Origin of the sequence: Streptomyces rishiriensis, from assembly GCF_030815485.1 — a bacterium.
Lineage (GTDB): Bacteria > Actinomycetota > Actinomycetes > Streptomycetales > Streptomycetaceae > Streptomyces > Streptomyces rishiriensis_A.
The window spans coordinates 3,993,601-4,018,125 of the sequence record NZ_JAUSWV010000002.1 but is presented as its reverse complement, the minus strand read 5'-3'; the positions used below and the strand labels follow the sequence as shown (position 1 = coordinate 4,018,125).

Sequence of the window (24,525 nt, the reverse complement as noted above, 5' to 3'; positions counted from 1 at the left end):
GTTGATGCGCTCCTGGGTCGCCGCCCGGATCGGAAAGGTTGCCGAACACACGGAATTGCGGGAGGAGAGAGCCGTCCGCCCCCTACGGGGCGAGAGCGGGGCCCTCCGGTGGAGGGGTCGGAGCCCCCGGCAGCCGGACCGTCGCCACCGTGCCGCCGCCGTCCGCGCGGCCCAGAGTGACCTGGCCCCCGGCCTGTTCCACCGTGCGGGCGACGATCGAGAGGCCGAGGCCCGAGCCCGGGAGGGCCCGCGCGCTGGGGGAGCGCCAGAAGCGGTCGAAGACGTGCGGGAGTTCCTCGACGGGGATGCCGGGGCCATGGTCGCGGACGGTCAGCGTCCCGTGGCTCAGCCGGACGTCGATCGTGCCGCCCTCGGGGCTGAACTTCACCGCGTTGTCCAGGATGTTGACCACCGCCCGCTCCAGCGCGGCCGGCTCCGCCCGGGTGTACCAGGGTTCCAGCGAGGCCGTGATGGTCAGCTCCGGGCCGCGCAGCCGGGCCCGGCGCAGCGCCGACTCCACCGCGTCCTCCAGCGAGACCACCTGCACACGTTCACCGCGCTGGCCCTCGGACCGGGACAGTTCCTGAAGGTCGCCGATGAGTGACGCCAGCTCGGTCATCTGCGCCGTCACGGAGGCGAGGAGCGCCTTGCGGTCCGCCGGGGGGATCGGGCGGCCCGTCTCCTCGCTGCGGGTGAGGAGCTCTATGTTGGTGCGCAGGGAGGTGAGCGGGGTGCGGAGCTCGTGCCCTGCGTCCGCGATCAGCTGCTGCTGGAGCTCATGGGAGTTGGCGAGGGCCGACGTCATGGAGTTGAAGGAACGGGAGAGGCGGGCCACCTCGTCGTCGCTGTCGCTCTCGACGGGGATCCGGATGCTCAAGTCCTCCGTCCGGGCCACGTGTTCGACGGCTTCGGTCAGCTTGTCGACGGGCCGCAGCCCGGCCCGGGCGACGGCCAGACCGGCGGCGCCGGCGCCTACGACTCCGATGCCGGAGACGAGAAGGAGGATGAGAGCGAGCTCGTTGAGGGTGGACTCGGTGCCCTTGAGGGAGACCGCGAGTTGCAGGGCAACACCCTGTGAGTCGTTCTGGTCGGCTCCCAGATACATCGTCAGCACGCGTACGTCGTTGCCGTCGTCATCGGTGCCGTTGCGGAAGAGGGCCTGTCCGTTCTTCGCGTCCTTGATCACGTCCTTGTCGGACCCCGTGACCTTGACCGTGCCCGGGGAGGTCGGGTCGACGCAGGGAGAGCCTTCCTCCTTGATGGCCTGAACGTAGTTGTTCCGGCCGGGGAAGAGCTGGGTGTTGTTCTCCTGAGGGTTCTGCGTGCACCTCTGCAGAAGCGAGTTGACCGTGCCGGGCCTCCGCGCCATTTCCTCCAGATCATCGTTGACCTGCTGGTACAACTTCCCCTGCACGATGAACCAGCACGTCACCGAGACCGCCGCCACCGCGAAGGCGACCGCCGCCGCCACCAGCATGGCCAGGCGTGACCTGATCGGCAGGGAGCGGAACCGCCGTACGACCCTGTTCACTCCGCCCCGCCCTGTCGCAACACGTACCCGACGCCCCGCACGGTGTGCACGAGACGCGGCTCTCCGCCCGCCTCCGTCTTGCGGCGCAGGTACATCACGTAGACGTCCAGCGAGTTGGACGAGGGCTCGAAGTCGAAGCCCCAGACCGCCTTCAGGATCTGCTCACGGGTGAGCACCTGGCGCGGGTGGGCCATGAACATCTCCAGGAGGGTGAACTCCGTGCGGGTCAGTTCCACGGGGCGTCCGGCGCGGGTGACCTCGCGGGTCGCGAGGTCCATGCGCAGGTCGGCGAAGGTGAGGGCCTCGTCCTCCTCCACGGCGCCGGCTCCGGCCGCCGCCGCGTAGGAGCTGCGCCGCAGCAGGGCCCGTACCCGGGCGAACAGTTCGTCCAGCTCGAAGGGCTTGACCAGGTAGTCGTCCGCCCCGGCGTCCAGTCCCGTGACCCGGTCGCCGACCGTGTCGCGGGCCGTCAGCATCAGGATGGGCGTGGTGTCGCCGGCCCCGCGGATGCGGCGCGCGGCGGTGAGGCCGTCCATGCGCGGCATCTGGATGTCCAGCACCACCAGGTCGGGCTGGTAGGCCGTCGCCTTCTCCAGCGCGTCCGCGCCGTCCACGGCGACCTGCGTGTCGTAGCCCTCGAAGGCCAGGCTGCGCTGGAGTGCTTCGCGCACCGCCGGCTCGTCGTCGACGATCAGGATGCGCTGGGTGTCACGGTCGCCTTCGGCGGGGCTCATGGGCGTGGATTCCTCGGGTGCGGTGGGACGACGGGAGGCCGGACCTGCTGAACGTGCTGAGTGTTCTCAGCCTCGCACGGTTCCCGGTGTGCGCGTGAAGAGTGGTTCGGGGCGGGATCAGCCGCGCAGCGCCGCGAGCCGGTTGAGCGGCACCTTGCGCTGGTGCGGGCGGGCCGCGCTGGTGCGCAGCCCCATCAGCTGGGGGGCCGCCACCTCCGGCGCGCGGGCCGGCACGACCGGCGGTTGCAGCTCGTACGCCACGTCGAGGGCCAGGCCGAGGTCGGCCGCACCGAAACCGGTCACCGTGTGCGAAACCTGCTTGATCATGACGTACTCCCTGACTCGGTGGTGGTTTGTCAGCTGTCGGAGCCGCCGGCCCGCAGCGTGGCGAGGTCGGCCTTGACGGTGTTGATCGGGATGGCGAAGCCGAGGCCGACGCTGCCGGCGTCGGCGGACGAGGAGGAGTCCGTCGCGGCGGAGTACATCGCGGAGTTGATGCCGATGATGTTGCCGCCGGCGTCGATGAGCGCGCCGCCGGAGTTGCCGGGGTTCAGGGAGGCGTCCGTCTGGAGCGCCTTGTAGGTCGTCGTGGACGTACCCGTGTCGCCGTTGAACTGCTGGCCGCCGAACTGGAACGGCCAGTTGCCGTCGCCGCCCTGGCCCTGGCCCTGGCCCTGGCTCTGACTCTGGCTCTCGTCGGTCGAGACGGTCACGTCCCGGCTCAGCGCGGAGACGATGCCGCTGGTGACGGTGCCGGTCAGGCCCTCGGGAGAGCCGATCGCCACGACCGTGTCGCCGACCTTGACGCCGTCGGAGTTGCCGAGGGTCGCCGCCTTCAGGCCGGACGCGTTCTCCAGCTTGATGAGCGCGAGGTCCTTCTTGCTGTCCGTGCCGACGACCTTGGCCGTGTACGACTTCCCGTCGCTCGTCGTCACCTTGATCGAGTCGGCGCCGGAGATGACGTGGTTGTTGGTGATGATCTCGCCGCCGCTGGTGATGATCACACCCGAGCCGGTGGACGTCCCGTTGCTGAGCGTGGCGCTGACCTCGACGACGCTCGGACTGACCGCCGCGGCGATGGTGGCCACGTCACCCGTCTTGCTGGAGGGCACCACGCTCGTGGTGGTGGACGAGGAGACCACCTCGTCCTTGCCGGTCAGCTCCTGGATGCCGTAGGCCGTGCCGCCGCCTATGGCCGCCGCGACGATCGCCACGGCGGCGAGCAGCGCGAACGGACCGCGGGCGCGCTTCTTCCGGGCGGGCGCGGGTTCCGAGACCACGGGGGTGAGGAGAGCCGTTCCGCCGCCGCTGCCGCCGTTGTCGGCGCCGCCGGCCGCTGCCTGGGTCTGCCACACCGCGGTGGGCTCGACGGCCGGCTGCTGCTGTCCGGGCTGCTGCACGGGCTGCGCGACCGGCTCGTACGCCGGCGGGGGCGGCCATTCCGGGTTCACCGGGGAGGCCATGGGAGAGGAGGCGTGCTGCTGGGCGCCCTCGTACGGGGCCTGGTACGGGTTCTCGAAGTTCTCGTACTCGCCGCTGCGGCGGATGCTCTCGGTCATGGGAAGAAGCTTCTCGCCCGACCATGAGAGCTCCCTGAGTGCTCCCTGAGAAGCCCGCGAGAACCTCGTATGCCCGATATGAAGAGCGATCCCGGAGAAGGGCGGAGCCTCTCAGACGCGTCTCAGGCGCGTCTCATCAGGGCTCGTACGGGGACCGTACGGGGTTCGAGACGCGTCTCACGCAGGGTTGGTACGGGGGTCGCACGAGCCTGTGGAGAGCCGCCCGGGGAGCACGGGCCGCTCGTGGAGGGCTACTCGCAGCCGCAGGACCGCCGGACCACCAGCTGCGACGGGAACACCTTCAGCCGCTCACGCCGCGACCCCGCGACCCGCAGACCGTCGTCCAGGACGAGGTCGACCGCCGCCCGGGCCATCGCCGAGCGGTCCGATGCGATCGTTGTCATGGGCGGGTCGACGAGGGCCGCTTCCTTGATGTCGTCGAAGCCGATGACCGCCAGCTCACCGGGCACGTCGATGCGCAGCTCGCGCGCCGCGCGCAGCAGACCGATCGCCTGGTCGTCGGTGGAGCAGAAGACGGCCGGCGGCCGGTCCGGGCCCGCCAGCAGCTCCAGGGAGACGCGGTAGGCGTCGTAGCGGTTGTACGGCGCCTCGAAGAGGCGGCCCTCCGTGCTGACTCCGGCCTCGTCCATCGCGCGCCGCCAGCCCTCGACGTGGTCGGAGACCGGGTCGCCGACGGAGGGGGTCTCCGCGGTGCCGCCGACACAGGCCACGTACGGGTAGCCGTGCTCCAGGAGGTGGCTCACGGCGAGCTGGGCGCCGCCCAGGTCGTCGGTGACGACGGCGACGTCGTCGATGGCCTCGGGGCGTTCGTGCAGCAGCACCACCCGGGCGTCCCAGGCGTCGATCTCCGCGGCCGCCAGGTCGTTCAGCGCGTGGCTGACGAGGATGAGGCCCGAGACGCGCATCCCGAGGAACGCCCGCAGATAGTGGACCTCGCGCTCGGCGACGTAGTCGGTGTTCCCGACCAGCACCATCTTTCCGCGCTCGGAGGCGGCCTGCTCGACCGCGTGGGCCATCTCGCCGAAGAAGGGCTGACGGGCGTCCGGGATGATCAGGCCTATGAGGTCGGTGCGCCGGGACGCCATCGCCTGGGCGACCCGGTCGGGCCGGTACCCCAGTTCCTTGATGGCGGCGAGTACACGCTCGCGCGTGGCCGGGGCGACCGGCCGGGGTCCGTTGTTGATGACATAACTGACGACGGCGGTCGAAGTCCCCGCCAGTCGCGCCACATCATCCCGAGTCACCTTGGCCACGCGCGGAGTCTACGCGGATGGACCCGCTCCGGGCAGGGCGTACAGGACCTTCCCTGTGCGCGAGCAACGCCCTTCCCGAGCGGGCGCCGGGCTTACCGGCGGGTACTACGCCTCCGCCGAGACCTCTGCGGCGTCGAGGGCGGCCACGTTGTCCGCATCGTCCGGTTTTGCCTGCTCCGACCGGTCCGCCTTGGCCTTCGCGTCGTCACTCGCGCGCTCCCCCTTCTCAGGGGTAACGAATCGATAACCGACGTTCCGGACGGTTCCGATCAGCGACTCGTGCTCGGGGCCGAGCTTGGCGCGCAGACGTCGTACGTGGACGTCGACGGTGCGGGTGCCGCCGAAGTAGTCGTAGCCCCAGACCTCCTGGAGCAGCTGTGCGCGAGTGAACACCCGGCCCGGGTGCTGGGCCAGGTACTTCAGGAGTTCGAACTCCTTGAAGGTCAGGTCCAGGACCCGTCCCTTCAGCTTCGCGCTGTAGGTCGCCTCGTCGACCGACAGGTCGCCGTTGCGGATCTCCATCGGGGAGTCGTCGTTGACGATCTGCTGGCGGCCCATCGCCAGTCGCAGCCGGGCCTCGACCTCGGCCGGTCCCGCGGTGTCCAGCAGTACGTCGTCGATGCCCCAGTCGGCGGTGACGGCGGCGAGGCCGCCCTCGGTCACGACCAGGATGAGCGGACAGCCGGGCCCGGTGGAGCGCAGGAGCTGGCAGAGGCTGCGGACCTGGGGCAGGTCGCGACGGCCGTCGATCAGGATGACGTCGGCGCCCGGCGTGTCGACGAGGGCGGGGCCTTCGGCCGGGGCCACCCGCACGTTGTGCAGCAGCAGTCCGAGAGCCGGGAGCACCTCCGTCGACGGCTGGAGAGCGTTGGTCAGGAGCAGCAGAGAACTCATACGTCTGGTTCCTCCTCGGTCCCTGCGAGGACATTGCGGCACTGCGGCTTTTGCGGCACTGCTCTGCGTTCTCGAAGGGCCGTACACCAGCGGTCACCTGGCGTTTCCCGCCCGGTTCCCATTTCGTATACAACGCTTCCGAAAGCACAAAAGGACCCGGGGGCTTCGCTGCCCGAGTCCTCTGTCCAGCAGAATAGCCCACATGAGCAGCGGTCCGGCAGGTCATGTGGCACGTTCCACCGTTCGTCCGGATTCCGAGACGGGCACGCGGGCACCATTGCGGACGTTTCTGCCCACCGCCGACGGGATTGCCGTCGATTCCGTATACGAACCGGGTGCGGTCGTATACGACGCCTCCGCGCCATCCACCCGTCACCCGGTGTTCGTCGTCGCCCACGGGTTCACCGGGGACGTGGACCGCCCGCACGTGCGGCGCGTGGCGTCCGCCCTCACCCGGTACGGCGCCGTCGTCACCTTCTCCTTCCGGGGTCACGGCCGCTCCGGCGGACACTCGACGGTCGGCGACCGCGAGGTCCTCGACCTGGCCGCCGTGGTGGAGTGGGCACGCTCGCTCGGGCACGCGCGCGTGGTGACCGTCGGCTTCTCGATGGGCGGCTCGGTTGTCCTGCGGCACGCAGCGCTGTACGAGGGGACGGTGGACGCCGTCGTCTCGGTGAGCGCCCCCGCCCGCTGGTACTACCGGGGCACCGCCCCGATGCGCCGGCTGCACTGGATGGTCACCCGCCCCGAGGGCCGCCTGGTCGGCCGCTACGGCTTCCGCACCCGCATCCACCGCCGCGACTGGAACCCCGTACCGCTGTCCCCGGTCGAGGCGGTCCCGAAGATCGCGCCCACCCCGTTGCTGATCGTCCACGGCGACCAGGACGGCTACTTCCCCCTCGACCACCCCCGGATGCTGGCCGAGGCCGCCGCCGACCACGGCGAACTCTGGGTGGAGCACGGGATGGGCCACGCCGAGCACGCGGCCGGCGACGGCCTGCTGGCCCGGATCGGGGACTGGGCGGTCGCGCGGGCGGGCTAGCCTGACCGTGTACACAGCCGATTGATTGAGGAACCTGATGCCCAAGGTCACGGTGCGCTACTGGGCGGCGGCCAAGGCCGCGGCCGGAGTCGCCGAGGAGCCGCACGACGCGGCCACGCTCGCCGAGGCACTCGACGCCGCACGTGCGCGACACCCCGGTGAACTCGTGCGTGTCCTGCAGCGATGCTCGTTCCTCGTCGACGGTGACCCCGTGGGCACCCGCGAACATGAGACGGTACGGCTGGCCGACGGCGGCACGGTCGAGGTGCTCCCGCCGTTCGCAGGAGGGTGAGATGACCGACCAGCCGTACGACGATCAGGGCTACGAGGAGTACGACCCCTACGATCCCTACGCCCAGCAGCAGCGGCAGGCTCAGCAGCCGCAGCAGGCCGTGCAGCAGTCCTGGCCGGGGCAGCAGCAGGGGTACGAGGACCCGCAGGCCCACCTCCAGCACACGCAGCAGTGGCAGGGCGAGACCTGGGAGACGAGCGTCCAGGCGCCGATCACCCCGGCCGACCCGGCCCAGACCGCCTATCTGCCCCCGCAGACGGGTGAGGCGCCGGTCTACGGCAGCTCGCAGCCCGGTTACGGCAACGCTCCCGCGTACGACGACGCCTCCGGATACTCCTCCGGCTACGGCGACTCCTCTGTGTACGGCGACTCCTCCTCGTACGGCGACTCCTCCGGGTACGGCGGCTCCCCGTCTTACGGCGCCGGCGCCGGGGCGGGCGCCCCCCTGCCGCCGGAGAACCCGGCCCAGCCGCAGCACCAGGCTTACGATCACGCTCAGGCGCAGCACCAGTCCCAGCCGCAGTACCAGGTTCAGGCGCAGGCCCAGGATCACGCTCAGGCGCAGCACGAGGCCCGGGTGCGGCACCAGGCCCGGGCGGAGAACTGGCAGACCCCGGCCCCGCAGCACGCCGCCCCCCTGCCCCCGGCGCCCGCCGCCCCCTTTGCTCCCGCCCCTGTTCCGGAACCCGTGACCGGAGGCACCGGCATGACCTACGGCCCCGCCACCCTGGCAGGCAACGCCCGCGTCACCGACGCCCAGCGGGCCCGCCTCGAAGGGCGTTCGCCGATCATCGAGCCGGGGATGCAGCCCGCCGCGCTCACCGCGCTGCTCGGCCTGCTCCTGTCCGGTGCGGCGGCCGTCGGCTCGTACGCCCTGCTCGTCCCGCTCGTCGCGCTCCAGGCCGTCACAGCGGCGGGCTGGTTCCGGCTGAACGGCATGTGGCCGGCCCGCCAGGGCATCGCGCTCGCCTTCCTGGGCGCGCTGGTGTCGGACGCGGCGCTCCTCGCGGCGGGCCGGGAGAACGCGCCCGCCGCGATCTTCGGCACCCTCGGTGTCTGGGTGCTGCTCTGCCTGGTGCTCCAGCTGCGCTCGCACGCCGATCCCGACGAACGCATGTACGGGCTGATGGCGACCGTCGCCTCCTCCGCGCTGGCCGTCCTGGCCACCGGGCACCTCGGCGCCGAGCCGGACGCGGTGACGGTCGGCACGGCCGCGGTGGCGGTGGCCGTCCTGGCCCGGGCCCTGCCGCTGCCCACCCCCGCCTCCGTCGTGGTGGCCCTGCTCGCCGCGGCGGGCGCGGGCATCGCGGTCGGCGGGATGACCGGCCTGGGCGCCAAGGGCGCGCTGCTCGGCGCGGGCGCGGCGGTCTGCGCGCTCGTCGGCCACCGGGTCGCGAGCTACGACTACCCCTCCCGCTTCGTCCACCTCACGGCGGGCGTGGCCCTGCCGCTGGCCGCGGCCGCGCCGGCGGTCTACGTGCTCGGGCGGGCGCTGGCGTAACGGGCGCGCGCAGGGCTGAGCGGTGATCGGGCGGCGGGTAAGGGGCAAAGCGCGGTCATGCTCTGTCACAGGTGATCGACAAATCGGCGGGTCCGCTTCCGTGCGGGGTTACCTTGAACCGTTGTCAATGAACCGTTCAGGCCATCCGGGTGGGGGAACTACCGCATGCGTGCGCTTCGAATACTGCTGGTCGTCGTCGTGGTCCTGGGCGGCCTGTTCGTGCTCGCGGACCGCCTCGCCGTGAACTTCGCGGAGGGCGAGGTGGCCGACAAGCTGAAGGCCAACGAGGGCCTCGCCACCACCCCGGACGTGTCCATCAAGGGCTTCCCGTTCCTCACCCAGGTCGTCGGCGGCTCGCTGGACGACGTCGAGGTCGGCATGAAGGACTACGAGGCGGCGACCGGCAAGAGCGGTCAGTCGATCCGCATCGACGACCTCCAGGCGGACATGAAGGGCGTGGAGTTCTCCGGCGACTACAGTTCCGCCACCGCCTCCAGTGCCACCGGCACCGCGTCCATCACCTACGCCGAGCTGCTGAAGACGGCGAAGTCCGAGCCGACGCAGGTGATGCAGGGGGTCACCGCAAACGTGGTGGGTCTCTCCGACGGCGGCAACGGCAAGATCAAGGTCGCTGTCGAGGCCACCGTGCTCGGCACCAAGCTGCCGCAGCCCGTGTACGTCCTCAGCACGGTGACCGTCGAGGGCGACACCGTCCGCGTGCACGCCGACTCGCTGCCCAGCTTCGGCGGGGTCCGGGCCGCCGAGAGCGAGGTGCGCTCGATCACCGACTTCGAGCAGAAGATCGACGACCTGCCCGGCGGCATCCAGCTCGACAAGGTCCAGGCGGGGACGAACGGTGTGGACATCTCGGTGAAGGGTTCGAACGTCAGGCTGGCCGGGTAGGGCTGACCCCGGACCGGGGTCGGACCGGCTGCACCGGGGTCGGACCGGCTTGCACCGGGGTCGGACCGGCTCGGACCGGCCAGGACAGCCATCGGCCGTGGCCCGTCCCCGGTGGACGGCGAACGTCCGACTGGCGAGACGACACCTCCGTAGCGCGGGAGTGACGACGGACACAAGCGCCCGGAAGCCGTACGACGACGGCCCGGGCGCTTTTCGCGTCCCACTATCCGGACGATCGCATCTCACCATTCGGAGCGCTGGTGACATGCCCGCCTGTCCGTCCCTACGATCGTCGGCATGATGCAGCGACAGGCGGATCTCACGAAGCGGCGGGCAGTAGACCTGTGCCGCGTCGCCGCCATGCTCTGTCGCACTTTCTGAGCGGAAGCGCCGCCGGCCTTCCGCGCCTCCCGGCGCCCTCATTTCGAGGGCATCCGTGTGTCGGCCGCAGGCAAGACCCGGCCGCGCACCCCTCTTTCTTGCACACCCCCGCCGCAACTGCCCCGGAGGAGAACGAGCATGAGCCGCAGTGACGTCCTGGTCGACGCCGACTGGGTCGAGGCCAACCTCGACAATGCCGACATCGCCATCGTCGAGGTCGACGAGGACACGTCCGCGTACGAGAAGAACCACATCCGGAACGCCATCCGGATCGACTGGACCACGGACCTGCAGGACCCGGTCCGCCGTGACTTCGTCGACCAGGAGGGCTTCGAGAAGCTCCTGTCGGCCAAGGGCATCGCCAACGACACGCTGGTGATCCTGTACGGCGGCAACAACAACTGGTTCGCGTCCTACGCCTACTGGTACTTCAAGCTCTACGGCCACGACAACGTCAAGCTTCTCGACGGTGGCCGCAAGAAGTGGGAGCTCGACGCCCGCGAGCTGGTCGAAGAGGTGCCCGAGCGCCCCGAGACCTCCTACCGGGCCAAGCCGCAGAACAAGGCCATCCGCGCCTTCCGCGACGACGTCGTGGCGGCCATCGGCTCGCAGAACCTGGTCGACGTCCGTTCGCCCGACGAGTTCAGCGGCAAGCTGCTCGCGCCGGCCCACCTGCCGCAGGAGCAGTCGCAGCGTCCGGGTCACGTCCCGTCCGCCCGCAACATCCCGTGGTCGAAGAACGCCAACGACGACGGCACCTTCAAGTCGGACGACGAGCTCAAGGAGCTCTACGCCGACGAGCAGGTCGACCTGGCCAAGGACACCATCGCGTACTGCCGCATCGGCGAGCGCTCGGCCCTCACCTGGTTCGTGCTGCACGAGCTGCTGGGCGTGGAGAACGTCAAGAACTACGACGGCTCCTGGACCGAGTACGGCTCCCTCGTCGGCGTCCCGATCGAGCTCGGCGCCAACAAGTAATCATCCCGACACCGACCTGAACGACCTCTGGAGAAGCACATGTGTGGAGCGAAGGCCGGCGGCCCGGACGCCTCGACGATCAAGCCCGGTGAGACCACGATCCAGGGTCAGGTGACCCGGGACGGCGAGCCGGTGACGGGCTACGTCCGTCTGCTGGACTCGACCGGCGAGTTCACCGCGGAGGTCCCCACCTCCGCCACCGGACAGTTCCGCTTCTACGCGGCCGAAGGCACCTGGACCGTCCGCGCCCTCGTTCCCGGCGCCACCGCCGACCGCACGGTCGTCGCCCAGCAGGGCGGTCTCGCGGAGGTCGCGATCGCGGTCTGAGCCCCGGCTCCGGCACCGACGACGAGAAGGGCCGCGCCCCCGGGTCGAACACCCGCGGGCACGGCCCTTCTCGTCGTACCGGGCTCCGCCCGTCGGCTCGGGGTATGGGGTGTACCCATCCGGTTGCGCCCGCCCCGATCGGCTCCGCCGGTTTTATCCTGGACCTATGTACGCCCGCCGTCGGCACGTCTACTTCGCCATGATGGGCAGCTGTGTGGCGCTGTTCGTCCTGGCCTGGGGGGTCGTGCGTCTCTGGTCGATGCCCGTGGCCGTCGGGATGTGTGTGGTGGCCATGGTCATCCCGCCGCTCGCCGCGATGGTCGCCAATCGGCGCGGCCCCGAGGACCGCTGGTGGGACGACCCCTCCGGCGACCCGAAGTCCGACGAGTGGTGGGACGAGCTGGACGGCAAGAAACGCCGCCCCCAGGACCGGCCCTAGGCAGGACACGGTCCGGGTCGTGTCCTAGTAGACGAGCGCCTGGACGCCGTCGGTCAGCGCCTCCTGCACGAACACCTGCGCCCCCGCGATGCGTACGCCCTCGATGACGTCCTTCTCCGTGATGTCCCGGCGGGCCGCGCACTGGGTGCACAGGGTGAGCCGGCCCCCCGCCAGGATCGACTCGAGCAGGCCGGGCAGCGGGGCCGCGTGCGGCAGCTCGAACTCGGCGGCCCGGCCCGGCAGCGCGAACCAGGCGGACTCCCCGGTCAGCCAGAGGGACACCTCGACCCCGCTGGCCACGGCGACGGCCGCGACCGTGAACGCCTGAGAGCACCGTTCGGGCGCATCGGCCCCTGCCGTCACCTTGATCACGAGCTTCTTCGCCATGCCTGAATCGTAATCAACTCGACTACAACTCCTTGTGTTGACCATGGGTCTCCTGTGGAGCGCGATACGGAATACGCGCTTCACGCTTCTGAGGGGGATGTTGTGGAAGGTCCTGAAAGGGCCGAAGAGGTAATAGGTGAAATCGGGATCGTCGAGGCAGACGGAGCAGCAGAGGGCGTCGCCGTGGAAACGGCCGCGGCTCCGGACGCTGCGGCAGAAGCGCCTCTTCCGCGTCCCCGCCGTCGCCGCGGCCGTACGACGCTGCTGATCGCCGGAGCCGCCGCGCTCGGTGTCGTCGCCGGCGTCTGCGCCGGATTCATCGTCCAGGCCGACCGCGAACCGACCGCGCTGCCGCCGCTCTCCCAGCCCGTGCTCGAACAGGGCAAGGGCGAGGTCGAGCCGCTGTCGGCGGCGCAGGACCGGCGGGTCAAGACGGACGGCGACCTGCGCAAGCTGCTGATCACGCGCCCCAAGGGAGCCAAGGACACCGCGTTCGCGGTGGACAGCGACGGCTGGGCGGACCTGGCCACCTACGCGGCGGAGTACACGCGGCCGGGCACCACGTTCAACAACCTCGTCGACGACGAGTTCCGCCGCGCGGCCATGGCCTCGTGGCGGGTGGGCGAGTCGTACAACGTCGAGATCGCCCTCGTGCAGTTCCGGCAGGAGAGCAAGGCGGCCGCGTCCGAGTGGGCCGAGAACGGCGAGTACTGGGCCGAGGACGAGGACGACACCCGCAGTTGGCCCATTCCCGGCGCGGAGGACAACGGGACGGCGTACGTGCACGACACACCCGAGCAAGAGGCGGGCTACCTCCCGATGTACACGGCCGAGGCCTACGCCTGGCGCGGTGACATCTGCGTCGAGATCCAGGTCTACGACAGCAAGCCGATCTCCAAGGCGAAGATCATGGACCTGGCCCAGCGGCAGGTGGGGAAGCTGTGAGCGAGAACCCCGAGAACAACTCCCGGAACAACCCCGAGAGCCCCGAGAACAACCCCGCGAGCCCCGTGAGCCCCGTGAGCCCCGCGACCTCGGAGAAGCCCGAGACCGGTCTCGGGAGCCCGGAGGTCGTCGAAGGCGTCGGCGCGGACGCCGAGCCCGCCGTCGTGAAGCCCGCCCGCAAGGTCCGCCGCCCCGGCCGGATCGCCGCAGTGGCCGGATCCGCGCTGCTGGCCTGCGCGGTCGTCGGCGGCGTCGGCTACACCGTCGTGACCGTCCAGGACGCCGACCGCGACGCAGGCAAGCCGACGTGGAAGTACGCACCGCCGGTCGCCCGGGACGACGAGAAGACCAAGCGGGACGGTGCGGCGGAGTCGGGGCTGAGCGCCCTGCTGCTGCCCTATGGCACCGACGGCTACGAGCGCGGCCCCGACCTCGCCGAGTTCGGCCCGGACGCCGAGTTCAGCGGAGCGCAGGCCACCGCCCTGCGCAAGGAGTCGATCAAGGATCTGCCCGGCACGTCCCGCCGGCAGCTGGAGAAGCTGATCGACAAGCAGCACATCGAAGGCGTGGCGATGCGCAGTTACGTCGTCGGCCGGCTCGACTACAACATCACGGACGCGATCACGGTCGAGGTCAACCTGTCGCGGATGGAGAACCGCACCGCGGTACGCGAGGCGGCGACGTCCTTCAACGGCTTCCTCGCCGCCACGGACGTTCTGCGCAAGGGTCCGAAGATCGCGGGCAACAAGGACGCGCAGTGCTTCCTGACGCCCAAGGCCAAGGACAAGGACAAGGAACTGGGCGTCGCGCTCTGCACCGCCTATGTGGGAGACGTGCTGGTCAGCGTCACCGCGGACGCTCCCGGCACGCTCGACGCGAAGTTCGTCGCCAAGTTCTTCACCGCACAACTCGACCGCATCGACGACCCGGGACAGGCCGTATGACCGAGCAACAGCAGACGCCGGCCACCGCCGACCGGCCCGTCGAGACGGCCGTCGAACCGTCCGTCGCGACGATCGACGCGGCGCGCCCCGAGCCGGCCGACGTGACGGCCACCGCCGAGCCGGGGACGACCGAAGCGACGGCCACCGCCGGGCCGGGGACCGCCGAAGGGCTCCAGGGCGCAGAAACGGCCGCCGCTCCGCAGGGTCCCGTCGCGCCGAAGGACCGACGGGTCCTGCGGGCCCTCGTGCGCTGGACCGCCGCCGTCACGGTGTTCGCCGCGCTCGGAGCCGGGACGGCGTACGGGATCACGAGCATGGAGCGCACGGACGTACCCGGTCTCGCCACCGAGTCGGACGGCCGCTGGGTCTATCCGGAGATCACCAGGCCGCCGCTTCCCTCGGGCAGCCCCAGCCCGTTCGACGCCAAGAACTGGGCGCAGGCCCACTACGCGGACCTGCGCACGCTGCTGCTGCCCGCGCCCGAGGGGGCGACGGACGACAAGACGCTGCACGGCGTCGACGGCTGGCTGCCGACCAAGGACTTCCTGACGGTGTTCGAGACGGAGGGGGACCGGGACGACGTCGGCCGGCTGCTCACCGACCACGGACTGCGGCACACGGCGGCCCGTGGCTGGACGACCCCGGACGGCACCCGCACCCGTGTCTACCTGCTCCAGTTCGACACGGAGACGGTGTCCAACCTCGTCTTCAACCGACTCACCTCCTACGGCGCTCCCCTGCACGCCGTCGAGGGCGCCACCGCCGCGATGTTCGACGAGGCGTACCCCACCGCCGGCGACCTCACCGACGTCACGCGTTACTCGTACGACGAGGCGAAGCCGTACGGCGACGAGCAGGTGCGGCAGGCCTACCTCCGCGCGGGCGATGTCGTCGCCCTGGTCGTCCAGTCCCGCAAGGGCACCGCGGCGCCCGTCCCGTTCCAGCAGACCGTCACCCTGCAGAGCCAGCTGCTGGGCTGACCCCCGTGAGGCCCCGTGAGTCCCCGTGAGGGAGTACCTCACGGGGAGGGCCGGTCCCCGGCCGCGTAAGCTGGGGGCCGGCCCTGTAGTACGTACCCCGAAGCACGCTCATCCGAGGAGCACCCCGTGGAGATCTTCTTCGAAGCCCTGCTGGTCCTGGTCTGCGTCGGCACCCTCGCCTTCGCCGGTCTGACCGTGAAGAAGCTGTACCAGGGCCAGCGCTGACCACCACGTCCAGGAACTGTCACTCATGATCGAGATTCCGTCCGACCTCCACAAGGACCTCGTCCCCCTCGCTTTCCTGCTGGGCAGCTGGGCGGGCGCGGGCGTGCACGACTTCCCCGGTTCGGAGAAGTGCAACTTCGGGCAGGAGGTCACCTTCGGCCACGACGGCCGGGACTTCCTGGAGTACCACTCCCACACCTGGGTCCTGGACGGCGAGGGCAACAAGGTCCGGCCCCTCGAGTCGGAGTCCGGCTTCTGGCGGGTCGACGCCGACCGCAAGGTCGAGGTGACCATGGTCCGCGACGACGGCGTGGTCGAGATCTGGTACGGCGAGCTGGCCGACAAGAAGCCGCAGATCGACCTCGTCACCGACGCCGTGGCCCGCACGGCCGCCTCCGGCCCCTACACCGGCGGCAAGCGCTTGTACGGCTATGTCAAGAGCGACCTCATGTGGGTCGGCGAGAAGCAGACCCCCGAGGTCGAGCTGCGCCCCTACATGTCGGCGCACCTCAAGAAGGTCGTCACCCCGGAGGACGTCGAGCGCTGGGCGAAGGCTCTTCCCGACGACATGCCGGACGACGGGATCGCCTTCTTCAAGTAGTTCTAGACTCTTCGGTGTGGTGAGCACTGAAAGCACTGACTGGAAGAGCGACCTGCGGCAGCGCGGCTACCGGCTGACGCCGCAGCGCCAGCTTGTCCTCGAAGCCGTGGACACCCTGGAGCACGCGACCCCCGACGACATCCTCGTGGAAGTGAGGAAGACGGCGTCGGGGGTCAACATTTCCACCGTGTACCGGACCCTGGAGCTCCTGGAGGAGCTGGAGCTGGTCAGCCACGCGCACCTGGGACACGGGGCGCCGACGTACCACCTGGCGGACCGGCACCACCACATCCACCTCGTGTGCCGGGACTGCGGCAACGTCATCGAGGCGGACGTGCAGGTGGCCGCGGAGTTCCGGGACAAGCTGCGCGAGACCTTCGGCTTCGACACGGACATGAAGCACTTCGCGATCTTCGGACGCTGCGAGGACTGCACGCTCAAGGGTTCAATTACCAAGTCGTAGGCTTGGGTCCATGAAGAGCCCCTTGCTGTCCCTGCCCGGCGCCGTTCCCGCCGAGGGCGTGGACGAAGGCGTCGCCGGCCACTACGGCGACCTGTTCCGCGAGCAGCGCGCCCTCGCCGACGGCGCCGGTTTCGTCGATCTCTCGCACCGTGGAGTCGTCGCCGTCTCCGGCGAGGACCGGCTGAGCTGGCTGCACCTTCTCCTCACCCAGCACGTCACCGACCTCCGCGTCGGCGAGGCCACCGAAGCGCTGATCCTCTCCGCGAACGGCCACATCGAACACGCGCTCTACCTGGTGGACGACGGCCTGACGGTCTGGGCGCACGTCGAACCCGGCACCCAGGAGGCGCTGATCGCGTACCTGGAGTCGATGAAGTTCTTCTACCGGGTCGAGGTCGCCGACCGCACCGCCGATGTCGCGGTCGTGCATCTTCCCGCGGGTTCCATCGCCCCCGTCCCGCCGGGCGCCGTCGTCCGGGAGACCGCCTACGGCAGGGATCTCTTCCTTCCCCGCGCCGATCTGGAGACGTACGCCGGGCAGACGGGTCCGCCGGCCGGGATCCTCGCCCACGAGGCCCTCCGCGTCGAGCACCACCGCCCGCGTCTCGGCTTCGAGACCGACCACCGCACGATCCCGCACGAGCTCGGCTGGATCGACACCGCCGTGCATCTGCAGAAGGGCTGCTACCGCGGGCAGGAGACGGTGGCCCGGGTGCAGAACCTCGGCAAGCCGCCCCGTCGTCTCGTCTTCCTGCACCTCGACGGCAGCGAGGTCCACCTGCCGGTCGCCGGTACCGAACTGCGTGTCGCCGACGAGGGCCCCGACGGACGCAAGATCGGCTTCATCACCACGTCCGTACGCCACCACGAACTCGGCCCGGTGGCTCTGGCCCTGGTGAAGCGGAACGTGCCGGTGGACGCGCCGCTGCTGGCCGGGACGACCGCGGCCGCGCAGGAAACGGTCGTGGAACCCTAGGGGGCCCGGTGCACGGGGTCCTGGCGGCAGGGGCCGGATCAAGGCCCCGGCCGCAACGGACTCAGGCCGCAGGAGAACCTGGCACGGGTCATGACCGCAGGGGACCCCGGCCGCACGGGGTTCTGGATCAGGGAGGCCCTGGAGAAGGGAGGCCCTGGATCAGGGCCCTGGATCAGGGAACCCTAGACCTCGATCAGCACGGTGAACGGGCCGTCGTTCGTCAGTGACACGCGCATCCGCGCGCCGAACCGGCCCGTCGCCACCGTCGCGCCCAGCTCCCGGAGCCGGGCGACGACCTCGTCGACGAGCGGCTCGGCCGTCTCGCCGGGAGCGGCCGCGTTCCAGGTGGGCCGACGCCCCTTGCGCGCGTCGCCGTAGAGCGTGAACTGGCTGATCACCAGCAGCGGGGCGTCGATGTCGCTGCACGACTTCTCGTCGTGCAGCATGCGGACGGACCAGAGCTTGCGGGCGAGCCGGGCCGCCTTCTCCTTCGTGTCCTCGTGGGTGACCCCGACCAGGACGCACAGTCCCTCGCCGCTGATCTCCCCGACCGTCTCGCCGTCCACGACGACGCTCGCGCCGTCCACCCTCTGCACCACCGCTCGCATGCGGACCATGATGCCGGGTGCGCCGCACCGACCCGCAGGGGGCCCATTTTCGTTCCTTAAGCCCCCATCTGGGGCCGTTCGGGGGGACTCGGTAACCCAGCGGTCGATCGGGGTGGCACGATGCTTCCCACACGCCGGTCGAGGGGACGGTAAGAAGGACATGAGCACACCGAGTACCGGGCGGCCTGCGACACATCGGCCGCCGACACAGCGCAGTGACAGCCCCGTGCTGCCCGCGGAGACACCCGAGCACGACCTGACCGGACTGAGCCTGCCCGAACTGCGCACCCTGCGCCGGGACGCCCAGCGCAACGAGGCCGACCTGAGCTATGTACGACGGCTGCTCCAGGGCCGTATCGACATCCTGCGCGCGGAGCTGGCCCGCCGCTCTCCGACGGGTGCGGCCTCCGTGGTGGAGCGGCTGTCGGAGATCCTCACCGACGCCCCGGCCCGGCACCGCTCCTCGGCGCGCCACGTGACCCTGGGCACCCCGCACGGCGCGGAGTACCGGCGCCTGGCCGCCGACATGCTCGCCGACGTCGAACTCTCCGACCTCGACGCGCGCACCGATCCCGAACTCCACGACGCGATGGCCTGCCTGGTCCGCTACGAGCAGCAGGTCTCGAGCCGCCGCCAGCGCCTCCAGCGCACGGCCGACGAGTCGGGTGCGGAGATCACGAGGCGGTACCGGGAGGGAGAGGCGCAGGTGGAGGATCTCCTGGTGTGACTCGGGCGAGGGGTCGGGCGGGGCGCACCCCGGGCGGGACGGCGGGGCCGTAAAAATCTGCGCGTCACCCGCCCGCCCCTGCCTACGGTGATCCCCATGACCCGCCGAACCGTCCAGCAGCCCCTCGACGTCCGCCCGATCACCGACGCGGAGCTTCCCGACTGGACCCGTGCCGTGAACACGGGCTTTCTGCGCCCGCCCACCGTCCCCGACCAGATGCTCGCCGACCGGCGTATCGCGTTCGCCGGCTCCCGTGTCTCCGGCGCCTTCGACGAGGGCCGGTGCGTGGCGACGTTCCGCTCGTTCGACCAGGAGCTCACGGCGGTCGGCGGCGCCCCCGTCCAGGCCGACGCCATCTCCAACGTCACCGTCGCGCCCACACACCGCCGCCGCGGGCTCCTCACCCGGTTGATGGCGGCCGACCTGACGGCGGCGAAGGAGCGCGGGGACGTCGTGGCGACCCTGATAGCCGCCGAGTACCGGATCTACGGCCGGTACGGCTTCGGTCCGGCGACCACGATGACCGAGTGGTCGATCGACGTGCCGCGGGCCGGACTCGACCCGAACTGGCCCGGCCCGCAGGACGGCGGCCGGATCGACTTCGCCGACGGCGAGGAGATCCGCCGGATCGGCCCCGAGCTGCATGAGCGGCTGTGTCGCGCGCAGCCGGGCGCGATCAGCCGGGACGAGCACTGGTGGGCGGCCCGCACCGGGCAGCTGTGGCTGTACGGCGATGCGTGGGTCGAGCCGTTCTTCGTGGTCTACCGCTCGGCGGACGGTGTCGTGGAGGGCATGGCCTCCTACCGGACGGACGACGAGTGGAACGACGGCAAGCAGCCGCTGAACACGGCGACGGTGAACTGGCTGAGCGCGGTGACCCCGGCCGCGGAGCGCGCTCTGTGGTTCTACCTCTGTTCCATCGACTGGATCAGCCGGGTGAGGACGGGCTGGCGCTCACCGGACGACCTGCTGCCGCAGCATCTGCCGGACCCGCGCGCGGCGCGCATCACCACGCAGGCGGACTGGCTGTGGGTGCGGATCCTGGATGTCGTACGGGCCTTGGAGGCGCGGACGTACGACGCGTCGGGCGCGTTGGTTCTCGAGGTCGTCGACCGGGCGGGCCTGGCCGGAGGCCGCTTCCTGCTGGACGCGACGCCCGACGGCGCCTCCTGCACGCCGACCACCCGTGGCGCCGACCTCACCCTGGACGTGGCCGAGCTGGCGAGGCTGTGGCTGGGCGACGAGTCCGTTGGGCGGCTGGCGGCGCTGGGCCGGCTGCGGGAAGAACGAGCGGGCGCCGCCCGGGAGGCCGACGCCCTGCTGCGTACGTCCGGGCGGCCTTGGTGCCCGGACATGTTCTGACGGCTCCTTCCTGAGCGCCTGAGTTGCTGTGTGCTCGTGTGCTTCCGTGTCTTCGACTGCGGGTATCCGTAGCTGTTCAGTTGTGGCTGTGCGAGCGATCTGAAGTTGTGGCTGTGCGAGCGATGTTCGGTTGTGGCTGTGCGTCGGCGCCGACTGCTCGGGCTCCCGGCTCCCCTCCGGAAGGGTGCCCGACCGGCCAACCGTCTGAAAGTTTGACCATGTTGTTGAAGTTGGCTGCCAACTTCACTGTAACTATGTCCGCTTGGAAGCGTCCTATAACCATCTCTCTTTGAACTGCCCAAAGATGGCGAGAAGTTGTAGTGTGCGGACGTGGAGCCGGAACATGCCTCCGTCAATGGGCGGAGGAGGGCGGTGCGGCCGCAACGGTCACACCACGAGGTGGCCGACGAGCTGCGCACCCGGATCAGGACCGGAGTGCTGCGGCCGGGTGAGCGCATGCCGACGCAGGCCAAGCTGGCGGACGAGTTCGGTGTCGAGCGGGGTGCCGTACGCCAGGCGCTGCGCATTCTTCAGTCGGAGCAGCTCCTCACCAACGTCTCCAAGGGAAGTCCGGCGACGGTCGCCGCGCGGCCGGGTGCGGCCGGCCTCCCGTTCGGCCCCGCGGCGACACCGCAGCCCTCGATGGTGGCGCTTCCGCCGCGGATCACCGAGGCCTTCGCGGCCGACCACGTCGAGGTCGACGCCCTGTGCCTGACGGCCGTCTCGCTCACGGCCGCCATCGGTGAACCCCTGCGGCAGATCCACGCGGGGCGACTGAAACCGGCCAAGATCGACGTCCGTGTCCTGTTGCCGTCCCGGAACATCGAACTCGCCTTCCCGGCGCCGGTGGACATCGCGGAGACCGGGCGGCTCCAGCGCCGCTGGCTGGCCCACCGCAACGCCCAGGGCCAGGTGCTGCGGCACAACCTGCTCACCCTGCGCTCCACGCACGGCATCGACGTGCACGTCACCTTCCGCGCACTGCCCTTCACCCCGCCCGTGAAGCTGTACCTCCTCAACGGGAGGGAAGCGCTGTTCGCCTACTACACGGTCGAGCGCGGCGAGCAGACGATCGACCACGAGCACCTGGAGATGTACGACGCCGAGGGCACGCGGTCGGTGCTGTTCGCCTTCGAACAGGGCGCCGGCCCGCGTGACACGACCTTCGTGAAACAGTCCCACCTGTGGTTCGACGCACTGTGGGAGACGATCAGCTCGGAGCTGGTGCTCACGAGCTGACGGCGGGCCCGGTGGCGAGGAGGGCGAGGATCACGGCGCCGGCGGAGCTGATGACCGGGCTCTTGGCCTTGATGCCGACGCTGAGCAGGAGCAGACCGAGGGCGCCGGCGGTGCCGTACTTCCACTGGATGGTCTGTTCGACTCCGACGACGAAGGCGGCGCAGAGGAGGACGAGGACGGGCATGGTGGTTCCCCCCTTCGGATACGGGGGTGGGAGGCAATCTTTCCGCCAACTCACCCAAGTTGGTTGCCAACTATGGCTATGTTGTCCCCACTTGGTAGCAACCGCTAAACAACTTCCAAACAACTCCCGCCATGTGGATCTAAGTTGTAGCGTTTGGTCGTGACCCAGGAGAACGTGGCAGTGAACGGCAGCAGGCTCTCACCCCGTGAGATCGCCGATGTCCTGCGCGAACGCATCCGCGTCGGGAACCTCAGGGCCGGGGACCGGTTGCCCACCCAGGCAGAGCTCGCCGACGAGTTCGGGGTCGAGCGCGGCACCGTCCGCCAGGCCCTGCGGGCACTCCAGGACGACGGGCTGCTCACCAACGTGAGCAAGGGCAGTCCGCCGCGGATCGCGGAGCCGCCGGCGCCTGACCGCGGCGAGCCCCAGCCCACGATGGTGGGCCTGGCCCCGCGGCTGACCGCGGCCTTCGGGGTCCCGCATGTGCGTATCGACGCGGCCTGCCTCACCGCGGAGAGCCTGATCCCGGCCCTGGGGGAGCCACTGCGGCTGATCCACGCCGGCAGCATCCGGCCCCAGAAGATCGACGTCCGCATCCTGCTGCCGTCCCGGGACATCAGCCTCGCCTTCCCGGTCCCGGTCGAGGGCCGCGGCGCCGACGAGGACCCGGTTCACCAGCGCTGGCTGTCGATGCGCAACGCACAGGGGCAGGTGCTGAGTTACAACCTGCGCGCGCTGCGTTCGCACGGGGTGGACGTGAACATCACCTTCCGCGCGCTGCCGTTCACCCCGCCGGTGAAGCTGTACCTCCTCAACGGCCAGGAGGCGCTGATCGCGTACTACATGGTCACGCGCCGGGAGGAGCCCACCGACACCGGAACCCTCGAGATGTACGACGTGCTGGGCACCGAGTCCCTCCTCTTCTCCTTCGAGAAGGCCACCGGCCAGCGCGACGCCGCGTTCGTGGAGCAATCCCAGAAGTGGTTCGACGCCCTCTGGGAAACCATCACGACGGACCTGACACTCTCCTAGTGACCTCTGATGCGACGCAGACCGGACAGGTGGCAGCCGGCACGGGTAGTGAGACGGGGAACGGGACCGCGGACCTGCGGGAGTTGATCGCCCGCGCGAAGGTCGTGCTGTGGGACTTCGACGGGCCGATCTGCCGGCTCTTCGCCGGCCACCCGGCGAAGGGTGTCGCCGACGGCCTCGTGGAGTGGCTCGAGGGGCGGGGCCTGCGCGGCCTGCTGAGGGAGTCCGAGCGGGAGTCGCCGGACCCGCAGGTCGTGCTGCGCGCGGTGTACCGCCGGCATCCGGGCAGCGACCTGCTCGCAGAGCTGGAGAAGCGCCTCACCCAGGAGGAACTGAAGGCGACGTCCACGGCGATGCCCACGGCGTGGGCGGACCCCTTGATACGGACACTGGCCGCACTGAAGCTGCGGCTGGCCATCACCACGAACAACTCACCGCAGGCGGCGGCCACCTACCTGGCCGGCCGCGGTCTCGCCTCCTGCTTCGCGCCGCACATCTACGGCCGCACCCGCGAACTGCGTCTCCTCAAGCCCGACCCGTACTGCCTGAACCGCGCCCTGAGCGCCATGGGGTCGGCGCCCGGCACCGCCCTGATGATCGGCGACGCCCCCTCCGACTTCGAGGCCGCCGGCGAGGCGGGCGTGCCCTTCCTCGGCTACGCGCGCAACGAGCGCAAGGAGAAGCTGCTCAGAGAAGCCGGCGCCACGACGGTGGTGGGATCGCTGGAGCCACTGCTGAACGCGGTCAGGTCAGGCGGCTCGGAGCAGCAGTAACACGAGCACGACGGCCGCTCCGACGGCAAGCACGTCGCGCCGGGCCCGTACGCCCACCGTCACGGTGAGGACCAGCATCACGCCCACCGCTCCCAACTTGGCCTGCGCCGTCCATCCCGCGAAGAACGCGAGGAGTTCCCAGAGTGCCGATAACAGGAGCACGACCTTCCACCTCCCTGCCATTCTCAGTGAAGCCTGCAAGTCGCGGTCCAATTGGCCTGGTTGACTTGAAATGGATTTCCCCTGGTCCGCTGATCCTTAATCGGCCTGTCCAGTGCGGGAGTTGACTGAGATTGGTTTGCGATTGGACGGAGAGCGGTACGGTCGCTGTGTGGAAGCACAGCAGGGAGGTGACGGCGGCGGCCGGGAGTTCCACCGGGTCGCCGACGAGCTGCGTGCCCGGATGACGAACGGGACGTATCCGCTGCGCTCCTTCCTGCCGTCCCAGCGTGACCTCGCCGAGGAGTTCGGAGTCTCCAGGGACACCGTGTCCCGCGTGATGCGGGAACTGGCCCACGAGGGCTGGATCGCGTCCCGTCAGGGCAGCGGGTCCCGGGTGGTCAAGAAGCAGCGGACAGAGCCCGCCACGCCGAAAGTCACCCGGCAGCTGCGGGGAGCCACGCTGGGACCGCTGCTCAGCGAGGCATTCGAGCAGCCCGAAGTCACCTTGGACGTCTACACCTTGACGTCGGAGTCCTTGGACGCGCACATCCGGTTGCAGGCCGAGCGGATTCTCCAGGGTTCCATCGCTCCCCGGCACATCGGCCTGCGGATGCTGCTGCCCTCCGAGGAACTGGTGCTGCCCTACCCGAGGGCGAAGGACGACAAGGACGACGACCGGCTGCGCATCCGGTTGCACGAGATCACGAACCAGCGCACCGAGTCACTGAGCGAGGTGCTGGGACTGGTGCAGTCCGAGGTGCCGTCCGTCGACGTCGACATCCAGATCCGGCACGCCCCGCTGACCCCCGCCTTCAAGCTCTACCTCCTGAACGGGGTCGAGGCGCTGCACGGACCGTACGAGGTGATCGAACGGCAGATCGCCGTGGGCGCGGGCGAGGAGGTTGCCGCTTTCGACGTGCTGGGTCTCGGCGCGACGCTGACCCGTCATGTGAAGGACGAGGACGCGCACTCCCCGGGCACCGTCTTCGTCGACTCCTGGCAGGCGTGGTTCGACTCCGTCTGGAACCTTCTCGCCGAATAGCCTCTACCGCTGCGCTAGCA

At 70.2% G+C, this 24,525-nt stretch carries 30 protein-coding genes; 20 read left to right on the top strand and 10 right to left on the bottom strand.

Annotated elements, in window-relative coordinates:
* Positions 1-82: 82 nt before the first annotated feature.
* From QF030_RS20310 to QF030_RS20285, 6 genes are all read right to left on the bottom strand, one after another.
* Positions 83-1,531 (bottom strand): HAMP domain-containing sensor histidine kinase, encoded by a 1,449-nt coding sequence (locus QF030_RS20310; RefSeq protein WP_307164093.1) that lies wholly within the window; start codon positions 1,529-1,531, stop codon positions 83-85.
* Positions 1,528-2,265, bottom strand: coding sequence for a response regulator transcription factor (locus QF030_RS20305; RefSeq protein WP_020130372.1), 738 nt, complete (start codon positions 2,263-2,265; stop codon positions 1,528-1,530). Before QF030_RS20305 ends, QF030_RS20310 begins: the two co-directional genes overlap by 4 nt.
* 117 nt (positions 2,266-2,382) lie before the next feature.
* Positions 2,383-2,592 carry a hypothetical protein gene (locus QF030_RS20300; RefSeq protein WP_307164092.1) on the bottom strand — a complete coding sequence of 70 codons (210 nt, stop codon included), beginning with the start codon at positions 2,590-2,592 and terminating at the stop codon, positions 2,383-2,385.
* Between the two features lie 29 nt (positions 2,593-2,621).
* The gene (locus QF030_RS20295) at positions 2,622-3,824 is read right to left on the bottom strand and encodes a S1C family serine protease (protein WP_307164091.1); all 1,203 of its coding nucleotides are present in this window, start codon (positions 3,822-3,824) and stop codon (positions 2,622-2,624) included.
* A gap of 251 nt (positions 3,825-4,075) precedes the next feature.
* On the bottom strand, positions 4,076-5,098 hold the full coding sequence (locus tag QF030_RS20290; protein WP_307164090.1) for a LacI family DNA-binding transcriptional regulator: 1,023 nt from the start codon (positions 5,096-5,098) through the stop codon (positions 4,076-4,078).
* Between the two features lie 105 nt (positions 5,099-5,203).
* Positions 5,204-5,992, bottom strand: coding sequence for a winged helix-turn-helix transcriptional regulator (locus QF030_RS20285; RefSeq protein WP_307164089.1), 789 nt, complete (start codon positions 5,990-5,992; stop codon positions 5,204-5,206).
* 202 nt (positions 5,993-6,194) lie between these two features.
* Here QF030_RS20285 and QF030_RS20280 point away from each other — a divergent pair, with 202 nt between their 5' ends.
* The 8 genes from QF030_RS20280 (at position 6,195) to QF030_RS20250 (ending at position 11,855) form a co-directional block, all read left to right on the top strand.
* Positions 6,195-7,034 (top strand): alpha/beta hydrolase, encoded by an 840-nt coding sequence (locus QF030_RS20280; protein WP_307164088.1) that lies wholly within the window; start codon positions 6,195-6,197, stop codon positions 7,032-7,034.
* A 37-nt stretch (positions 7,035-7,071) separates the two neighbouring features.
* Positions 7,072-7,326: a MoaD/ThiS family protein gene (locus tag QF030_RS20275; protein WP_020130366.1), complete on the top strand. Its 255-nt coding sequence runs from the start codon at positions 7,072-7,074 to the stop codon at positions 7,324-7,326.
* Position 7,327: 1 nt separating this feature from the next.
* On the top strand, positions 7,328-8,827 hold the full coding sequence (locus tag QF030_RS20270) for a hypothetical protein (protein WP_307164087.1): 1,500 nt from the start codon (positions 7,328-7,330) through the stop codon (positions 8,825-8,827).
* A gap of 165 nt (positions 8,828-8,992) precedes the next feature.
* Positions 8,993-9,730, top strand: coding sequence for an LmeA family phospholipid-binding protein (locus tag QF030_RS20265; RefSeq protein WP_307164086.1), 738 nt, complete (start codon positions 8,993-8,995; stop codon positions 9,728-9,730).
* Between the two features lie 297 nt (positions 9,731-10,027).
* Positions 10,028-10,111, top strand: coding sequence for a putative leader peptide (locus QF030_RS40605; RefSeq protein WP_351766844.1), 84 nt, complete (start codon positions 10,028-10,030; stop codon positions 10,109-10,111).
* Positions 10,112-10,249: 138 nt separating this feature from the next.
* Positions 10,250-11,089: a sulfurtransferase gene (locus tag QF030_RS20260; RefSeq protein WP_307164085.1), complete on the top strand. Its 840-nt coding sequence runs from the start codon at positions 10,250-10,252 to the stop codon at positions 11,087-11,089.
* A gap of 39 nt (positions 11,090-11,128) precedes the next feature.
* Positions 11,129-11,416, top strand: a complete 288-nt coding sequence (locus QF030_RS20255; protein ID WP_010351646.1) for a DUF1416 domain-containing protein — start codon at positions 11,129-11,131, stop codon at positions 11,414-11,416.
* Positions 11,417-11,582: 166 nt separating this feature from the next.
* On the top strand, positions 11,583-11,855 hold the full coding sequence (locus QF030_RS20250) for a DUF3099 domain-containing protein (RefSeq protein WP_307164084.1): 273 nt from the start codon (positions 11,583-11,585) through the stop codon (positions 11,853-11,855).
* Positions 11,856-11,879: 24 nt separating this feature from the next.
* Here QF030_RS20250 and QF030_RS20245 read toward each other — a convergent pair whose 3' ends face one another.
* A complete protein-coding gene (locus tag QF030_RS20245) occupies positions 11,880-12,242 on the bottom strand; it encodes a DsrE family protein (RefSeq protein WP_062645526.1) in 363 nt (120 codons plus the stop codon).
* A 183-nt stretch (positions 12,243-12,425) separates the two neighbouring features.
* Between QF030_RS20245 and QF030_RS20240 the strand changes: the two genes are divergently transcribed.
* The 6 genes from QF030_RS20240 (at position 12,426) to ygfZ (ending at position 17,376) form a co-directional block, all read left to right on the top strand.
* Positions 12,426-13,187, top strand: a complete 762-nt coding sequence (locus QF030_RS20240; protein ID WP_307164083.1) for a hypothetical protein — start codon at positions 12,426-12,428, stop codon at positions 13,185-13,187.
* Positions 13,184-14,131 carry a hypothetical protein gene (locus QF030_RS20235; protein WP_307164082.1) on the top strand — a complete coding sequence of 316 codons (948 nt, stop codon included), beginning with the start codon at positions 13,184-13,186 and terminating at the stop codon, positions 14,129-14,131. Before QF030_RS20240 ends, QF030_RS20235 begins: the two co-directional genes overlap by 4 nt.
* Positions 14,128-15,111: a hypothetical protein gene (locus tag QF030_RS20230; RefSeq protein ID WP_307164081.1), complete on the top strand. Its 984-nt coding sequence runs from the start codon at positions 14,128-14,130 to the stop codon at positions 15,109-15,111. The genes QF030_RS20235 and QF030_RS20230 overlap by 4 nt, the downstream gene beginning before the upstream one ends.
* A 250-nt stretch (positions 15,112-15,361) precedes the next feature.
* Positions 15,362-15,937 (top strand): FABP family protein, encoded by a 576-nt coding sequence (locus tag QF030_RS20225; protein WP_062645524.1) that lies wholly within the window; start codon positions 15,362-15,364, stop codon positions 15,935-15,937.
* A 16-nt stretch (positions 15,938-15,953) separates the two neighbouring features.
* A complete protein-coding gene (locus tag QF030_RS20220) occupies positions 15,954-16,400 on the top strand; it encodes a Fur family transcriptional regulator (protein WP_142264967.1) in 447 nt (148 codons plus the stop codon).
* Positions 16,401-16,410: 10 nt separating this feature from the next.
* A complete protein-coding gene (gene ygfZ, locus QF030_RS20215) occupies positions 16,411-17,376 on the top strand; it encodes a CAF17-like 4Fe-4S cluster assembly/insertion protein YgfZ (protein ID WP_307164080.1) in 966 nt (321 codons plus the stop codon).
* A gap of 182 nt (positions 17,377-17,558) precedes the next feature.
* On the opposite strand, the gene dtd is transcribed toward ygfZ, so the two are convergent.
* Positions 17,559-17,984 carry a D-aminoacyl-tRNA deacylase gene (gene dtd / locus QF030_RS20210; protein WP_307164079.1) on the bottom strand — a complete coding sequence of 142 codons (426 nt, stop codon included), beginning with the start codon at positions 17,982-17,984 and terminating at the stop codon, positions 17,559-17,561.
* A 160-nt stretch (positions 17,985-18,144) separates the two neighbouring features.
* Between dtd and QF030_RS20205 the strand changes: the two genes are divergently transcribed.
* The 3 genes from QF030_RS20205 to QF030_RS20195 all read left to right on the top strand — a co-directional run bounded on the left by QF030_RS20205 (position 18,145) and on the right by QF030_RS20195 (position 21,312).
* Entirely contained in the window at positions 18,145-18,711 is a 567-nt protein-coding gene (locus QF030_RS20205; RefSeq protein WP_307164078.1) for an RsiG family protein, read from the top strand.
* A 96-nt stretch (positions 18,712-18,807) separates the two neighbouring features.
* Positions 18,808-20,073, top strand: coding sequence for a GNAT family N-acetyltransferase (locus QF030_RS20200; RefSeq protein WP_307164077.1), 1,266 nt, complete (start codon positions 18,808-18,810; stop codon positions 20,071-20,073).
* Between the two features lie 372 nt (positions 20,074-20,445).
* On the top strand, positions 20,446-21,312 hold the full coding sequence (locus QF030_RS20195) for a FadR/GntR family transcriptional regulator (RefSeq protein WP_307164076.1): 867 nt from the start codon (positions 20,446-20,448) through the stop codon (positions 21,310-21,312).
* Here the strand turns inward: QF030_RS20195 and QF030_RS20190 are convergent.
* Complete coding sequence (locus QF030_RS20190) at positions 21,302-21,496, bottom strand: hypothetical protein (protein WP_020130348.1); 195 nt, start codon at positions 21,494-21,496, stop codon at positions 21,302-21,304. The genes QF030_RS20195 and QF030_RS20190 overlap by 11 nt on opposite strands.
* 153 nt (positions 21,497-21,649) lie before the next feature.
* On the opposite strand from QF030_RS20190, the gene QF030_RS20185 reads away from it, so the two are divergent.
* Together QF030_RS20185 and QF030_RS20180 are read left to right on the top strand one after the other, a co-directional pair.
* The gene (locus QF030_RS20185; RefSeq protein WP_307164075.1) at positions 21,650-22,528 is read left to right on the top strand and encodes a GntR family transcriptional regulator; all 879 of its coding nucleotides are present in this window, start codon (positions 21,650-21,652) and stop codon (positions 22,526-22,528) included.
* Positions 22,528-23,301 (top strand): HAD family hydrolase, encoded by a 774-nt coding sequence (locus QF030_RS20180; protein ID WP_307164073.1) that lies wholly within the window; start codon positions 22,528-22,530, stop codon positions 23,299-23,301. Before QF030_RS20185 ends, QF030_RS20180 begins: the two co-directional genes overlap by 1 nt.
* Here the strand turns inward: QF030_RS20180 and QF030_RS20175 are convergent.
* Positions 23,278-23,463 carry a hypothetical protein gene (locus QF030_RS20175; RefSeq protein ID WP_307164072.1) on the bottom strand — a complete coding sequence of 62 codons (186 nt, stop codon included), beginning with the start codon at positions 23,461-23,463 and terminating at the stop codon, positions 23,278-23,280. The genes QF030_RS20180 and QF030_RS20175 overlap by 24 nt on opposite strands.
* A gap of 169 nt (positions 23,464-23,632) precedes the next feature.
* Here QF030_RS20175 and QF030_RS20170 point away from each other — a divergent pair, with 169 nt between their 5' ends.
* Complete coding sequence (locus QF030_RS20170) at positions 23,633-24,505, top strand: GntR family transcriptional regulator (RefSeq protein WP_307164071.1); 873 nt, start codon at positions 23,633-23,635, stop codon at positions 24,503-24,505.
* Positions 24,506-24,525 lie beyond the last annotated feature (20 nt).